This window comes from Streptomyces sp. WZ.A104 (assembly GCF_002382885.1).
In the GTDB taxonomy this organism is placed as follows: domain Bacteria; phylum Actinomycetota; class Actinomycetes; order Streptomycetales; family Streptomycetaceae; genus Streptomyces.
Genome location: NZ_NWVL01000062.1, coordinates 34,808 through 48,850, shown reverse-complemented (window position 1 = coordinate 48,850; position 14,043 = coordinate 34,808). Strand labels below are relative to the sequence as shown.

The window sequence follows — 14,043 nt, the reverse complement described above, 5'->3', positions numbered from 1 at the left end:
CCCCGTACGTCTCCGCCTGGCACCAGGCGCCGTTCGGAGTCCCCGGACGGGAGGACTTCGCCCTGCATCTGGAGCTTTTCACCATTCGCCGCACCTCCGGCAAGCTGAAGTTCCTCGCGGGTTCCGAATCCGGCATGAGTGTGTTCATCAACGACGTGCCGCCGGAAGCCGCGGCCCAGCGACTGCGAGAGGTAGCGAGCAAGTGAGCAACCCCCAGACTGTGAGCGACCCGAAGAAGTACCTGGTCACCGGCGGCGCCGGATACGTCGGCAGCGTCGTCGCCCAGCACCTGTTGGAGGCCGGGCACACCGTGACCGTCCTGGACGACCTCTCCACCGGCTTCCGCGCGGGCGTCCCGGCCGGGGCCGCGTTCATCGAGGGCCGCATCCAGGACGCCGCCCGCCACCTGGACCCCTCCTACGACGGCGTCCTCCACTTCGCCGCGTACTCCCAGGTCGGCGAGTCCGTCGTCGATCCGGAGAAGTACTGGGTCAACAACGTCGGCGGCACCACCGCCCTCCTCGCCGCGATGCGCGAACACGGCGTGCGCACCCTCGTCTTCTCCTCCACCGCCGCCACCTACGGCGAACCGGTCTCCAGCCCCATCACCGAGACCGACCCCACCGCCCCCACCAGTCCCTACGGCGCCTCCAAGCTCGCCGTCGACCACATGATCAGCGGCGAGGCCACCGCCCACGGACTGGCCGCCGTCTCCCTGCGCTACTTCAACGTCGCCGGGGCGTACGGCAGTTGCGGCGAACGCCATACGCCCGAGACCCACCTCATCCCGCTCGTCCTCCAAGTGGCCCTGGGGCGGCGCGAGTCGATCTCCGTCTACGGTGACGACTACCCCACCCCCGACGGCACCTGCGTCCGCGACTACATCCACGTGGCCGACCTCGCCGAGGCCCACCTCCTCGCCCTGGACGCGGCGGCCCCCGGCGAGCACCTCATCTGCAACCTCGGCAACGGCAACGGCTTCTCGGTCCGCGAGGTCATCGAGACTGTCCGCAAGGTCACCGGCCACCCGATCCCCGAGACCCCGGCCCCCCGCCGCGGCGGGGACCCGGCCGTCCTCGTCGCCTCCGCCGCCACCGCCGTCGAGCGGCTCGGCTGGCAGCCCTCCCGCGCCGACCTGGCCGGAATCGTCGCCGACGCCTGGGAGTTCGCCCGCCGCGAGGAGCCCACCGCCCCATGACCGCGACCGTCCAGCAGACCGGCCCCGACCCCGCCGCCATCTTCACCGAGCTGTACGGGGACGAACCCCACGGCGTTTGGTCGGCACCCGGACGGGTGAACCTCATCGGCGAGTACACCGACTTCAACGACGGCTTCGTCCTGCCGCTCGCCCTCCCGCACGCCACCCGCGCCGCCGTCTCCGCCCGCACCGACGACGTCCTGCGGCTGCACTCCGGCGACGTGCCCGGCGGCGTCGTCTCCCTGCGCGTCGAGGAGCTGGCCCCGCACTCCGGCCACGGCTGGGCCGCCTACCCCGCCGGCGTCGCCTGGGCGCTGCGCGCGGCGGGCCACCCGGTCACCGGTGCGGACATCGCCCTCACCTCCACCGTCCCCGCCGGTGCCGGGCTCTCCTCCTCCGCCGCCCTGGAGACCGTCACCGCGTTCGCCCTGAACGACCTGTTCCAGCTCGGCCTCAGCGGGCCCGAACTCGCCGTCGTCGGCCGCCGCGCGGAGAACGACTTCGTGGGTGTGCCCTGCGGGATCATGGACCAGATGGCGTCCGCCTGCTGCACCGAGGGCCACGCTCTCCACCTGGACACCCGGGACCTCTCGCTGCGCCAGGTCCCCTTCGACCCGGCCGCCCAGGGCCTGACGCTCCTGGTCGTCGACACCCGGGTCAAGCACGCCCTCGGTGACGGGGCGTACGCGGAGCGACGGGCCGGCTGCGAGGAGGGCGCCCGGCTCCTCGGGATACCCGCCCTGCGGGACCTCCCGTACGCATCGCTCGACGCGGCGCTCACCACCCTCGCCGGTGCCGGGGCGGACGAGTCCGTCATCCGATACGTGCGCCATGTCGTCGGCGACAACCACCGCGTCGAGCGGGTCATCGCACTGCTCGACGCGGGCGACGTCCGCGCCGCGGGCCCGGTCCTGAACGAGGGCCACCGCTCGCTCCGTGACGATCTGCGGGTCTCCTGCCCGGAGTTGGACCTCGTGGTCGCGGCGGCGAGCGAGGCCGGGGCGCTCGGGGCGCGGATGACCGGTGGCGGTTTCGGCGGCTCGGCGGTCGTCCTGGTGGAGGCCGCGGCGGCCGGTGCGGTCGCCGAGGCCGTCACGAAGGCGTTCGCGGCGGCCGGACACGCGGCCCCCGGCGTCTTCGCCGCCGTCCCCTCGGCGGGCGCGCGCCGCCTGCGATGAGCCGGGGTGCTCCCGTGCTCATAGACGCTTGGTGAGGATGAACTCGGTGACGCCGGGCGGGTAGTCCTCGACCCGGCCGATCTCCTCGTACCCCTGCTTCCGGTAGAAGTCCGGGGCCTGGAAGTCCCAGGTCTCCAGCCGGGATCGGGTGCAGGCGCGCTCGGTGCGGGCCGTCCGCTCGGCCTCGGCGAGCAGCCGCGCACCGAGGCCCGAACCCCGGTGCGGGGCGTCGACCCAGAGCAGGTCGACATGGAGCCAGTACGCCCAGGTCCGGCCGGTCAGCCCGCCCGCGACACCCCCGCGCTCGTCCAACGCCCAGACCTCCAGCGGAACTTCGTGCTCGACCGAGGTGCTGAGCAGAGCGCGCAGGCCGGCCGAGGCCGCGACGTTGTCCTCGTGCAGACGCCCGCTCAGCAGAATGCGACGTTCTTTGTCTACTTCTGTCTCAAGACGGAACATGCAGCACACCCTAAGACCCACCGGGGACGGCCAGTTCCGCGAATCGCCCTCCCCCTGGGGCCCCCGCCCGTACGCTGATCCCAGCACCGGTGGGGGCCGGTGCTGAGATCAGGGGGCGAGAGAGTCGGGTACGGCGCCCGGGGCGGGGCAGGCAGGCGGTGTGACGGCGGCGGCCGTCGGCAGCGCGGGCCGGCCCGGAGGTTCCGGACGCCGTACCCGCAGCTGTCCGCCCCCGCTGATGGGGGTGTCTGTGGCTCGAATCCGGGTTCTGGTGGTCGACGACCACCGCATCTTCGCCGAGTCGCTCGCGGCGGCCCTGGCCGCCGAACCGGACGTGGACGTGTCCGCGGCGGGCAACGGCCCGGCCGCGCTGCGCGCGCTGGAGCGAGCGGCCGCCGAGGGACGCGCGTACGACGTGATGCTGGTCGACGCCGAGCTGGGCGCCCTGACGCCCGACGGCGCGCCCGCCGTCGCCGTGCCCGTGCCCCGGCAGGGCGAGCCGGGCCTCGTCGACGGCATCTCGCTGGTGGCGGGGGTCCGTTCGGGGTGCCCCGCCGTACGGTCGGTGGTGCTCGCCGAGAAGGACGACCCGCGGTGCGCCGCCCGGGCGCTCCAGGCCGGGGCCTCGGGCTGGGTGGCCAAGGACTGCTCGCTGCAACGGCTGCTCGCGGTGATACGGGGGGTGCTGCGCGACGAGACGCATCTGCCGCCCGCCCTGCTCACCGGCGTCCTGCGGGAGCTGACCGCCGCCCGTAAGCACCGCACCGAGAGCGAACGGCTGGTGGAGTCGCTGACGCCCCGGGAGCGCGAGGTGCTGCGCTGCATGGTGGCAGGGCTCGGGAGGAAGGCGGTCGCCGAGCGGCTGTTCCTGTCCCCGCACACCGTCCGCACCCATATGCAGAACGTGCTGGGCAAGCTCGGGGTGCACTCGACGCTGGCCGCGGTCGCGCTGGCCCGCCGGGCGGGGGTCGGCCCCGCCGATCCGGCAACGCCCCGGCTAGCCGGGGATGTTGTCGAACGGGGCGGTCAACTGGCGCAGTAGCCCGGCCAGTTCGCCGCGCTGCTGGCGTGAGAGCTCACCGAGGATCGCCCGCTCCTGGTCGAGCAGCCCGGCCAGCGACTGATCGGCCTTGTCGCGCCCCTCGGCGGTGAGCCGGACGAGGACGCCACGGCGGTCGCTCGGGTCGGGGAGCCGCTCGACGAGGTTCTTCTTGGTGAGGCGGTCGATCCGGTTGGTCATCGTGCCCGAGGTGACCAGCGTCTGGGTGAGGAGCTGCCCGGGGGAGAGCTGATACGGGGGTCCCGCCCGGCGCAGCGAGGTGAGCACGTCGAACTCCCACGGCTCCAGGTTGTGCTCGGCGAAGGCTATGCGTCGGGCCCGGTCGAGGTGGCGCGCCAGACGGGAGACGCGACTGAGCACCTCGAGTGGTTCCACGTCGAGGTCGGGGCGCTCTCGGCGCCATGCAGCGACCAGTCGGTCGACCTCGTCCTCCATGTCGATCAGTGTAGAGGGTCTGTCGACATGAAGTCTCTTGAATTCAAGTGTCTTGACATCAAGAGATTGTCGGCCTGATCCTGATGCCCATGACCACACCTGACCGCCCCACCTGGGATCCGCAGCAGTACCTGCGCCACGCGGACCACCGCACCCGCCCCTTCCACGACCTGCTGGCCCGGATCGGTGACCTCCCGGGCCACCCCGCGCCCCGCATCGCCGACCTCGGCTGCGGCGCGGGCAACGTCACCGCGCTCCTCGCGGACCGCTGGCCGAGCGCCCGCATCACCGGCTACGACAACTCCCCTCAGATGCTCGCCGAGGCCGCCGCCCACGCCCGGCCGCCCCTGCTCGACTTCGCCGAGGCCGACGCCACCACCTGGACGCCCACCGAGACGTACGGCCTGATCGTCTCCACCTCCGCCCTCCAGTGGATTCCCGGCCACGCCGATCTCTTCCCGCGCTGGCTGGACGCCCTCACCCCCGGCGGCACCCTCGCCTTCCAGCTCCCCGGCAACTTCGCCGCCCCCAGCCACGCCCTCCTGGCCCAGCTCCGCGAGTCCGACCGCTGGCGCCCCCGCCTCCACGGCACCGGCGACCGCAGCGCCGCCGCCCTGGAGCCCGTCGACTACCTCACCCGCCTGCGGGACCTCGGCTGCACGGCCGACGTCTGGGAGACCACCTACCTCCAGACCCTCCACGGCGACGACGCGGTCCTCGACTGGGTCAAGGGCACCGCCCTGCGCCCCGTCCTCACCGCCCTGGCCGACGACCCCGAGGCCCGCGACGCGTTCGTCACCGAATACCGCGACCTGCTCCGCGAGGCGTACCCGCCGGGCCCGTACGGCACGGTCTTCCCGTTCCGCCGCATCTTCGCCGTCGCCCGCAAGGAGAAGTGATGCCCGTGTCCGCCGGTCCCGCCGCCGCCCGCCTGGAGCTCCTGGAGCCCGACGCGTAACCGAAGGGCCCTACAGCTCCTTGAGCGCGTCCCCTGAGATGTCGATGTCCACGGGGAACGGCACACCCGTCTTCAGCCGGTCATGATGGATGCCGGTCAGCGCGTACGCCTTCGTCACCGGGTCCAGCTCGTAGACCCGCACGACGGGGTGCTGGTCGGTGCCGGTCATCTCCACCAGCCAGAAGTGCGGGATGCCGGCGGTCGCGTACTTGTGGGGCTTGGCCTCGCGGTCGCGGGCCTCGGAGTCGGGGGAGACGACCTCCACGGCGAGGAGGACGTCGGCGGCCTGGTACCGGGTCACGTCCAGTCCGGTGATGGCCTCGGTCCGAACGACGGAGACATCCGGCTCCGGCCCGTTCCGCCGGTCCAGCACCACGGTCATCTCACGGCGGACCTTCACCTCCGGCGGTGCCGTACTGCGCAGTCCCGTCACCAGCAGATCGATCATCGTGGTGTGAAAGTCTCGCTGCGGACTCACGAAAACCAGGCTCCCGTCGATCAGCTCTGTGTGCGGCGGGAGATCGGGCAGCGTGAACAGATCGTCCACGGTGTATCCGTCCTGCGGGGGCACCGGCCAGCGGGAGCTGTGCGCGGTGGTCGGCTCGGCGGTCATGGTTCCTCCCATGGACGAATCCTCTGCCCTGCCGACCACACTACGGCGGGAAATCCACAGCCGTCATCACAACGGGTGACGAGCCGCGAAACAGCGACGGGACCAGCCCGCACCGGAACGCGGTCAGCTCTTCCGGTGCCCTATCAGCCGCGGTTTCGCCTCCAGGTTCTCCAGCCCGTGCCAGCACAGGTTCACCAGATGCGCGGCCACCTCCGCCTTCTTCGGCTTGCGCACGTCCAGCCACCACTGGCCCGTCAGCGCCACCATCCCCACCAGCGCCTGCGCGTACAGCGGGGCCAGCTTCGGATCAAAACCCCGGGCCTTGAACTCCAGCCCCAGGATGTCCTCCACCTGCGTGGCGATATCACTGATCAGCGACGCGAACGTGCCCGTCGACTGCGCCACCGGCGAATCCCGCACCAGAATCCGGAAACCGTCCGTGTACGACTCGATGTAGTCCAGCAACGCGAACGCCGCCTGCTCCAGCAGCTCCCGGGGGTGCCCCGCCGTCAGCGCCCCCGTCACCATGTCCAGCAGCTGCCGCATCTCGCGGTCGACCACCACGGCGTACAGGCCCTCCTTGCCGCCGAAGTGCTCGTACACCACCGGCTTGGACACCCCGGCGCGCGCCGCGATCTCCTCCACCGACGTGCCCTCGAAGCCCTTGTCGGCGAAGAGTGCGCGCCCGATGTCCAGCAGCTGTTCGCGGCGCTCCTTACCGGTCATCCGGACCCGGCGGGTCCGGCGGGTGGAGGAAGTCCTGCTCTTCGCGCTGCTCGTGCTGCCGTCGGTCGCCACGTCGTCAATCATGCCGCGTCGGCCGGTACGGACCTGCGCCGGGAGTCGATACGTGCGGCGTCCGGCCACCGCACGTCGTACGCCCAGCCCAGCTTCTCGAACCAGCGGATCAGCCGGGCGCTGGAGTCGATCTGCCCCCGCATCACCCCGTGCCGGGCACTCGTCGGGTCCGCGTGGTGCAGGTTGTGCCAGGACTCGCCGCACGACAGCACCGCCAGCCACCACACGTTCCCCGACCGGTCACGAGACCTGAAGGGGCGCTTGCCGACCGCGTGGCAGATCGAGTTGATCGACCACGTCACGTGGTGCAGCAGCGCGACCCGTACCAGCGAACCCCAGAAGAACGCCGTCGCCGCACCCCACCACGACATCGTCACCAGCCCCCCGACCAGCGGCGGAATCGCCAGCGAGACGATCGTGAAGGTCAGGAAGTGGCGCGAGACGGCCCGGATCGCCGGGTCCTTGATCAGATCGGGGGCGTACTTCTGCTGCGGAGTCTGCTCCTCGTCGAACATCCAGGCGATGTGCGCCCACCACAGCCCCTTCAACAGAGCCGGCAGGGTCTCCCCGAACCGCCACGGCGAATGCGGGTCACCCTCCGCGTCCGAGAACCGGTGATGCTTGCGGTGATCGGCCACCCACCGCACCAACGGCCCCTCCACCGCCAGCGAACCCGCCACCGCCAGCACGATCCGCAACGGCCGCTTCGCCTTGAACGCACCATGCGTGAAATACCGGTGGAAACCGATCGTGATGCCGTGACAGCCGATGAAATACATCGCCACCATCAGCCCGATGTCCAGCCAGCTCACCCCCCACCCCCACGACATCGGCACCGCCGCGACCAGAGCCAGGAACGGCACCACGATGAACACCAGCAGCGCGAACTGCTCGATCGACCCCTTCTTGTCCCCACCGAGCGTGGCGGGCGGAAGGGCGGAAACGGCAAGTGACGGATCGGTCTCGTCGATCACATCGGGAGTGCTCGGCATAACGGAGGTCCCCCGGAGGGTGAGGAAGCAGTACACGGACCGCCGTGGCTACGGTTCCGTAACCTACGGCTTGGTAAGTATGGCAGTGACGGGCCCCACAACACGAGAACCCGGTCCAGTCCGTCGCCGGCGGTACCCCAGGCCTTCCACGGGGTAGGGCACCCCTGCCGACGGCGTTCGCCCCCGCCCACCAGGGCAGCGGACACGCCGTCTGCGACGACACCTATCCTGGGAGGGTCGGACAGCGCGGTCCGCACCCGCTCGTCGGGGCGTGGCGACAGCACCGCTGCCAGCCGCCGGGCCCCGGACCCCGCCCACCCGTCCCCACCACCACCCACGTGGGCGACGGCGAAGCGAACGCACCTCCTCATTTCACTGCAAGGAGCCGCACACTGTGAGCAGTGCCGACCAGACCCCTGCCGCCAGCACCGCCCTGCGCGCCGACATCCGCCGCCTCGGCGACCTGCTCGGCGAGACCCTCGTACGCCAGGAGGGCCAGGAACTCCTCGACCTCGTCGAACGGGTACGCGCCCTGACCCGCACCGACGGCGAAGCAGCGGCCGCACTCCTCGGCGACACGGACCTGGAGACCGCCGCACAACTCGTGCGCGCCTTCTCCACCTACTTCCACCTCGCCAACGTCACCGAGCAGGTCCACCGCGCCCACGAGATGCGCGACCGCCGCTCGGCCGAGGGCGGCCTGCTGGCCCGCACCGCCGACCGGCTCAAGGACGCCGACCCCGAGCACCTGCGCGAGACGGTCAAGAACCTCAACGTCCGGCCCGTCTTCACCGCACACCCCACCGAGGCCGCCCGTCGCTCCGTCCTCAACAAGCTCCGCCGCATCGCGGCCCTCCTGGAGACCCCGGCCATCGAGGCCGACCGACGCCGCCTGGACCTCCGCCTCGCCGAGAACATCGACCTCATCTGGCAGACCGACGAACTCCGCGTCGTCCGCCCGGAGCCCGCCGACGAGGCCCGCAACGCCATCTACTACCTCGACGAACTCCACGCCAACGCCGTCGGCGACGTCCTCGAAGACCTCGCCGCCGAGCTCGAACGCGTCGGCGTCGAACTCCCCGCCGGCACCCGCCCCCTCACCTTCGGCACCTGGATCGGCGGCGACCGCGACGGCAACCCCAACGTGACGCCCGCCGTCACCTGGGACGTCCTGATCCTCCAGCACGAGCACGGCATCACCGACGCACTCGAACTCATCGACCACCTCCGCGGCCTCCTCTCCAACTCCATCCGCTACGCCGGAGCCACCGAGGAACTCCTCACCTCCCTCCAGGCCGACCTGGAACGCCTCCCCGAGATCAGCCCCCGCTACAAGCGGCTGAACGCCGAGGAGCCCTACCGCCTCAAGGCCACCTGCATCCGCCAGAAGCTCGTCAACACCCGCGAGCGCCTCGCCAAGGGCACCCCCCACCGCCCCGGCTGCGACTACCTCGGCACCGCCGAGCTCCTCGCCGACCTGGAACTCATCCAGACCTCCCTGCGCGAACACCGCGGCGGCCTCTTCGCCGACGGCCACATGGACCGCACCATCCGCACGCTGGCCGCCTTCGGCCTCCAACTCGCCACCATGGACGTCCGCGAACACGCCGACGCCCACCACCACGCCCTCGGCCAGCTCTTCGACCGGCTCGGCGAGGAATCCTGGCGCTACGCCGACATGCCCCGCGACTACCGGCAGAAGCTCCTCGCCAAGGAGCTGCGCTCCCGCCGGCCGCTGACCCCCACCCCCGCCCCCCTCGACGCGGCGGGCCAGAAGACCCTCGGCGTCTTCCACACCATCAAGGAAGCCTTCGAGCGCTTCGGCCCCGAAGTCATCGAGTCCTACATCATCTCCATGTGCCAGGGCGCCGACGACGTCTTCGCCGCCGCCGTCCTCGCCCGCGAAGCCGGACTCGTCGACCTCCACGCCGGCTGGGCCAAGATCGGCATCGTCCCGCTCCTGGAAACCACCGACGAGCTCCGCGCCGCCGACGTCATCCTCGACGAAATGCTCGCCGACCCCTCCTACCGCCGCCTCGTATCCCTGCGCGGCGACGTCCAGGAGGTCATGCTCGGCTACAGCGACTCCTCCAAGTTCGGCGGCATCACCACCTCCCAGTGGGAAATCCACCGCGCCCAGCGCCGCCTGCGCGACGTCGCCCACCGCTACGGCGTACGCCTGCGCCTCTTCCACGGCCGCGGCGGCACCGTCGGCCGCGGCGGCGGCCCCTCCCACGACGCGATCCTCGCCCAGCCCTGGGGCACGCTGGAAGGCGAGATCAAGGTCACCGAACAGGGCGAGGTCATCTCCGACAAGTACCTCATCCCCGCCCTCGCCCGCGAGAACCTGGAACTGACCGTCGCGGCCACCCTCCAGGCCTCCGCCCTGCACACGGCACCCCGCCAGTCCGACGAGGCCCTCGCCCGCTGGGACGCGGCCATGGACACCGTCTCCGACGCGGCCCACGCCGCCTACCGCAAGCTCGTCCAGGACCCCGACCTCCCGGCGTACTTCCTCGCCTCCACCCCGGTGGACCAGCTCGCCGACCTGCACCTGGGCTCGCGGCCCTCCCGCCGCCCCGGCTCCGGCGTCTCGCTCGACGGCCTGCGGGCCATCCCCTGGGTCTTCGGCTGGACCCAGTCCCGCCAGATCGTCCCCGGATGGTACGGCGTCGGCTCCGGCCTCAAGGCCCTGCGCGAAGCCGGACTCGACACCGTCCTCGACGAGATGCACGAGCAGTGGCACTTCTTCCAGAACTTCCTCTCCAACGTCGAGATGACGCTCGCCAAGACCGACCTGCGCATCGCCCGGCACTACGTCGACACGCTCGTCCCCGACGAGCTGAAGCACGTATTCGACGCCATCGAGGCCGAGCACGCCCTCACCGTGCAGGAAGTCCTGCGCATCACCGGCGGTGAGAAGCTGCTCGACACCAACCCGGTGCTCCAGCAGACCTTCTCCATCCGCGACGCCTACCTGGACCCGATCTCCTACCTCCAGGTCTCCCTGCTCGACCGCCAGCGGCAGGCCGCCGAGCGCGGCGACGAGCCCGACCCGCTCCTCGCCCGCGCCCTGCTGCTCACCGTCAACGGCGTCGCGGCGGGCCTGCGCAACACCGGCTGACGCCACCCGCACGGGAACGACAGGCCGACCGGGGCGGCCCTGCTACAGCGCGACGAACGTCGCCACCAGCAGGGCCGCCCCCGCCGTTGCGACCCCCCACGCCGTACGCGCCATCCGCAACCCGCCGCCGATCACGAACCCCGCCAGCACCATCGCCCCGCCCAACGGCATCCAGGCATGCAGAAAGCCCGGCACCCCCGTGCGGACCACCGCATCGGAACCGGGCCTCACCACCACGGGGAAACGATCCCCCTCACCCGCCGCCACCGACCGCTCCACCGTCACCCGCGCCCGCGCCGACGACGTGGCATCCGGCTCGTACCGCCCGGCGCACAGTTGCTCACCGCACTCCGTCACCGTCACCGTGCCGTGCTCACGGCCCTTGGCCAGAACGATGTGATGCGCGGTGTCCCACGACGACCACGCACCCGCGACCAGCAGCACCACGGCAACCAGCCCCATGGCGACCCGACGGCCCACGAGCGCCGCACGCCGGGAAGAGCTCCGTTCCATGGGGGCAGATCCTTGGCCAGGCGTCGTCCCCAGGTCAACCTATGACCGAAAAATGCCCCAGCAGCGAGGGAAATGTCAGGGGATCTGCACGGTGGGAGAGCAGCACACGACGACAGAGCCGCGCATGGCGGGAGAACACCGCACGACGACAGCGCCGCACACGACGACAGCGCCGCACACGACGACAGCGCCGCACACGACGACGCTCAGGAGTTGTACGCGCTCTGCGCCCGCTCCAGCCCCTCCGCCAACAGACACTCCACCGCATCCGCCGACCGGTCCACCAGAAACGCCAACTCCTTGCGCTCCACCGAACCAAAATCCTTCAGCACGAAATCCGCCACCTGCATCCGCCCCGGCGGCCGCCCGATCCCGAACCGCACCCGGTGATAATCCGGCCCCATCGCCTTCGTCATCGACTTCAGCCCGTTGTGCCCGTTGTCACCGCCACCCAGCTTCAGCCGCAGCATCCCGAAATCGACATCCAGCTCGTCATGGACCGCCACCACATGATCCGTCGGCACCTTGTAGAAATCCCGCAACGCCGAAACCGGCCCACCCGACAGATTCATGTACGACATCGGCTTCACCAGAATCACCCGACGGCTCGCCGGCCCCGGCGGACCGATCCGCCCCTCCACCACCTGCGCCTGCGCCTTCTGCGCCCGCTTGAACTTCCCGCCGATCCGCTCCGCGAGCAGATCGGCGACCATGAACCCGACGTTGTGCCGGTTCGCCGCATAGTCGGGACCCGGATTGCCCAGGCCCACGATGAGCCAGGGGTCGTTGGCGTCGGACATCAGCGCTCGGTCTCCTCACAAGCCGGGGGATCACAGGGAAACGGGGCGGCGGCTCCCCCGGAAGGGAACCACCACCCCGTCAGTCAAGCAGGTGGAACGGGAGCGGCGAGGCTCAGGCCTCCGCGCCCTCGGCCGCGGCGGCCTGCTCAGCGGTCGGCTCCTCGGCCTGCGCGGCGACGACCTGGAGCACGACGGCGTCCTCGTCACCGGCCAGCGTGGAACCCTTCGGCAGCGCGATGTCCTTGGCGAGGATCGAGTCACCGGCGTCCAGGCCCGCGACGGAGACCGTCACGGACTCGGGGATGTGGGTGGCCTCGGCCTCGACGAGCAGCGTGTTCAGCACGTACTCAAGCAGGTTGGCACCCGGCGCCAGGTCGCCCTCGGCGTGCACCGCGATCTCGACGTTGACCTTCTCGCCGCGCTTCACGGTCAGCAGGTCGACGTGCTCGATGGTGCCCTTGAGGGGGTGACGCTGCACAGCCTTCGGGATGACCAGCGCGTCCTTGCCGTCGATCTCCAGACCGATCAGCACGTTCGCCGTACGCAGCGCGAGCAGCAGGTCGTGACCCGGCAGCGTGACGTGGACCGGCTCGGCACCGTGGCCGTAGACAACACCGGGAACCTGGTTGGCACGACGGATACGGCGGGCAGCGCCCTTGCCGAACTCGGTACGGACCTCAGTGGCGAGCTTGATCTCAGCCATGATTGCACTCCTCGTCAGGTGGGTGAGCCGTCAGGCGACGGAACTCGAACGGTCACCCGGCCCACGACAGGCCTGCTACGAAGAGCGCGTCGATAACGGACCGCCGTACACACAGGTACGGCCTCCCTCGCCGAGCAACTCCGTGAGTCTACCCGGCCGGGAGGCCGCACCCAAAGTGGATCAATAACGGACCGGCGTCAGAGCGCTCGGCCCCACCCCTCGAACTCAGCCCTGCTCCTCGAAGAGGCTCGTCACCGAACCGTCCTCGAACACCTCACGCACCGCGCGCGCGATCGTCGGGGCGATCGACAGCACCGTGATCTTGTCGAGCTCCAGCTCACCCGGCGTCGGCAGGGTGTCCGTGAACACGAACTCGCTCACCTTCGAGTTCTTCAACCGGTCAGCCGCCGGACCCGACAGCACACCGTGCGTCGCCGTCACGATGACGTCCTCCGCACCGTGCGCGAACAGCGCGTCCGCCGCGGCACAGATCGTGCCACCCGTGTCGATCATGTCGTCGACCAGCACACACACCCGGCCCTCGACGTTGCCCACGACCTCATGCACCGAGACCTGGTTCGGCACGTCCTTGTCACGGCGCTTGTGCACGATCGCCAGCGGCGCGTCCAGCCGGTCGCACCAGCGGTCGGCGACCCGCACCCGGCCCGCGTCCGGCGACACGACCGTCAGCTTCGTACGATCGACCTTCGCGCCCACGTAGTCCGCCAGGATCGGCAGCGCGAACAGGTGGTCCACCGGGCCGTCGAAGAAGCCCTGGATCTGGTCCGTGTGCAGATCGACGGTGAGAATCCGGTCCGCACCCGCCGTCTTCATCAGGTCCGCCACCAGCCGGGCAGAGATCGGCTCACGGCCCTTGTGCTTCTTGTCCTGACGGGCATACCCGTAGAACGGCACGATCACCGTGATGGAGCGGGCCGACGCGCGCTTCAGCGCGTCCAGCATGATCAGCTGCTCCATGATCCACTTGTTGATCGGAGCCGTGTGGCTCTGGATCAGGAAGCAGTCCGCGCCACGTGCCGACTCCTGGAAGCGCACGTAGATCTCACCGTTGGCGAAGTCGAAGGCCTTCGTCGGCACGAGACCGACTCCCAGCTTATGGGCGACCTCCTCGGCAAGCTCGGGGTGGGCGCGGCCGGAGAAGAGCATCAGTTTCTTCTCGCCGGTCGTCTTGATCCCGGTCACAGCACAGTC

General features: G+C 70.6%; 14 protein-coding genes and 1 pseudogene. 6 read left to right on the top strand and 9 right to left on the bottom strand.

Annotated elements, in window-relative coordinates; all coding sequences use genetic code 11:
- From CIB93_RS27790 to galK, 3 genes and pseudogenes are all read left to right on the top strand, one after another.
- Positions 1-206, top strand: a pseudogene (locus tag CIB93_RS27790) (galactose-1-phosphate uridylyltransferase); the annotation flags it as partial.
- 14 nt (positions 207-220) lie between these two features.
- Positions 221-1,198 carry a UDP-glucose 4-epimerase GalE gene (gene galE, locus CIB93_RS27785; protein WP_096630807.1) on the top strand — a complete coding sequence of 326 codons (978 nt, stop codon included), beginning with the start codon at positions 221-223 and terminating at the stop codon, positions 1,196-1,198.
- The gene (galK, locus tag CIB93_RS27780) at positions 1,195-2,376 is read left to right on the top strand and encodes a galactokinase (RefSeq protein ID WP_096630803.1); all 1,182 of its coding nucleotides are present in this window, start codon (positions 1,195-1,197) and stop codon (positions 2,374-2,376) included. The genes galE and galK overlap by 4 nt, the downstream gene beginning before the upstream one ends.
- Before the next feature lie 18 nt (positions 2,377-2,394).
- Here galK and CIB93_RS27775 read toward each other — a convergent pair whose 3' ends face one another.
- A complete protein-coding gene (locus tag CIB93_RS27775) occupies positions 2,395-2,835 on the bottom strand; it encodes an N-acetyltransferase (protein ID WP_096630801.1) in 441 nt (146 codons plus the stop codon).
- Between the two features lie 250 nt (positions 2,836-3,085).
- On the opposite strand from CIB93_RS27775, the gene CIB93_RS27770 reads away from it, so the two are divergent.
- Positions 3,086-3,877, top strand: coding sequence for a response regulator transcription factor (locus CIB93_RS27770; RefSeq protein ID WP_096630800.1), 792 nt, complete (start codon positions 3,086-3,088; stop codon positions 3,875-3,877).
- Here the strand turns inward: CIB93_RS27770 and CIB93_RS27765 are convergent.
- Positions 3,833-4,330 carry a MarR family winged helix-turn-helix transcriptional regulator gene (locus tag CIB93_RS27765; protein WP_096630798.1) on the bottom strand — a complete coding sequence of 166 codons (498 nt, stop codon included), beginning with the start codon at positions 4,328-4,330 and terminating at the stop codon, positions 3,833-3,835. The genes CIB93_RS27770 and CIB93_RS27765 overlap by 45 nt on opposite strands.
- Positions 4,331-4,419: 89 nt before the next feature.
- Here CIB93_RS27765 and CIB93_RS27760 point away from each other — a divergent pair, with 89 nt between their 5' ends.
- Positions 4,420-5,229 (top strand): trans-aconitate 2-methyltransferase, encoded by an 810-nt coding sequence (locus tag CIB93_RS27760; protein ID WP_096630797.1) that lies wholly within the window; start codon positions 4,420-4,422, stop codon positions 5,227-5,229.
- 69 nt (positions 5,230-5,298) lie between these two features.
- Here CIB93_RS27760 and CIB93_RS27755 read toward each other — a convergent pair whose 3' ends face one another.
- The 3 genes from CIB93_RS27755 to CIB93_RS27745 form a co-directional block, all read right to left on the bottom strand.
- On the bottom strand, positions 5,299-5,901 hold the full coding sequence (locus CIB93_RS27755; protein ID WP_096630795.1) for a Uma2 family endonuclease: 603 nt from the start codon (positions 5,899-5,901) through the stop codon (positions 5,299-5,301).
- A 123-nt stretch (positions 5,902-6,024) separates the two neighbouring features.
- Positions 6,025-6,711: a TetR/AcrR family transcriptional regulator gene (locus CIB93_RS27750; RefSeq protein WP_096630806.1), complete on the bottom strand. Its 687-nt coding sequence runs from the start codon at positions 6,709-6,711 to the stop codon at positions 6,025-6,027.
- On the bottom strand, positions 6,708-7,691 hold the full coding sequence (locus CIB93_RS27745) for a fatty acid desaturase (RefSeq protein WP_096630794.1): 984 nt from the start codon (positions 7,689-7,691) through the stop codon (positions 6,708-6,710). The genes CIB93_RS27750 and CIB93_RS27745 overlap by 4 nt, the downstream gene beginning before the upstream one ends.
- Positions 7,692-8,085: 394 nt before the next feature.
- Between CIB93_RS27745 and ppc the strand changes: the two genes are divergently transcribed.
- Positions 8,086-10,815, top strand: a complete 2,730-nt coding sequence (gene ppc, locus CIB93_RS27740; RefSeq protein WP_096630793.1) for a phosphoenolpyruvate carboxylase — start codon at positions 8,086-8,088, stop codon at positions 10,813-10,815.
- Between the two features lie 42 nt (positions 10,816-10,857).
- Here ppc and CIB93_RS27735 read toward each other — a convergent pair whose 3' ends face one another.
- The 4 genes from CIB93_RS27735 to CIB93_RS27720 all read right to left on the bottom strand — a co-directional run bounded on the left by CIB93_RS27735 (position 10,858) and on the right by CIB93_RS27720 (position 14,034).
- Entirely contained in the window at positions 10,858-11,328 is a 471-nt protein-coding gene (locus CIB93_RS27735; protein ID WP_096630792.1) for a hypothetical protein, read from the bottom strand.
- 206 nt (positions 11,329-11,534) lie between these two features.
- Entirely contained in the window at positions 11,535-12,128 is a 594-nt protein-coding gene (pth, locus tag CIB93_RS27730) for an aminoacyl-tRNA hydrolase (protein ID WP_096630790.1), read from the bottom strand.
- Between the two features lie 112 nt (positions 12,129-12,240).
- The gene (locus tag CIB93_RS27725; protein ID WP_096630789.1) at positions 12,241-12,831 is read right to left on the bottom strand and encodes a 50S ribosomal protein L25/general stress protein Ctc; all 591 of its coding nucleotides are present in this window, start codon (positions 12,829-12,831) and stop codon (positions 12,241-12,243) included.
- A gap of 225 nt (positions 12,832-13,056) precedes the next feature.
- Entirely contained in the window at positions 13,057-14,034 is a 978-nt protein-coding gene (locus CIB93_RS27720) for a ribose-phosphate diphosphokinase (protein WP_096630787.1), read from the bottom strand.
- Positions 14,035-14,043: the final 9 nt, after the last annotated feature.

Excerpts from the sequence above, each read along its gene's own strand:
- CIB93_RS27765 (WP_096630798.1), bottom strand. The coding sequence starts at position 4,330 with ATGGAGGACGAGGTCGACCGACTGGTCGCTGCATGGCGCCGAGAGCGC.
- CIB93_RS27725 (WP_096630789.1), bottom strand. The coding sequence starts at position 12,831 with ATGGCTGAGATCAAGCTCGCCACTGAGGTCCGTACCGAGTTCGGCAAG.
- CIB93_RS27755 (WP_096630795.1), bottom strand. The coding sequence starts at position 5,901 with ATGACCGCCGAGCCGACCACCGCGCACAGCTCCCGCTGGCCGGTGCCC.
- CIB93_RS27750 (WP_096630806.1), bottom strand. The coding sequence starts at position 6,711 with ATGATTGACGACGTGGCGACCGACGGCAGCACGAGCAGCGCGAAGAGC.
- CIB93_RS27775 (WP_096630801.1), bottom strand. The coding sequence starts at position 2,835 with ATGTTCCGTCTTGAGACAGAAGTAGACAAAGAACGTCGCATTCTGCTG.
- pth (WP_096630790.1), bottom strand. The coding sequence starts at position 12,128 with ATGTCCGACGCCAACGACCCCTGGCTCATCGTGGGCCTGGGCAATCCG.
- galK (WP_096630803.1), top strand. The coding sequence starts at position 1,195 with ATGACCGCGACCGTCCAGCAGACCGGCCCCGACCCCGCCGCCATCTTC.
- CIB93_RS27735 (WP_096630792.1), bottom strand. The coding sequence starts at position 11,328 with ATGGAACGGAGCTCTTCCCGGCGTGCGGCGCTCGTGGGCCGTCGGGTC.
- CIB93_RS27745 (WP_096630794.1), bottom strand. The coding sequence starts at position 7,691 with ATGCCGAGCACTCCCGATGTGATCGACGAGACCGATCCGTCACTTGCC.
- CIB93_RS27760 (WP_096630797.1), top strand. The coding sequence starts at position 4,420 with ATGACCACACCTGACCGCCCCACCTGGGATCCGCAGCAGTACCTGCGC.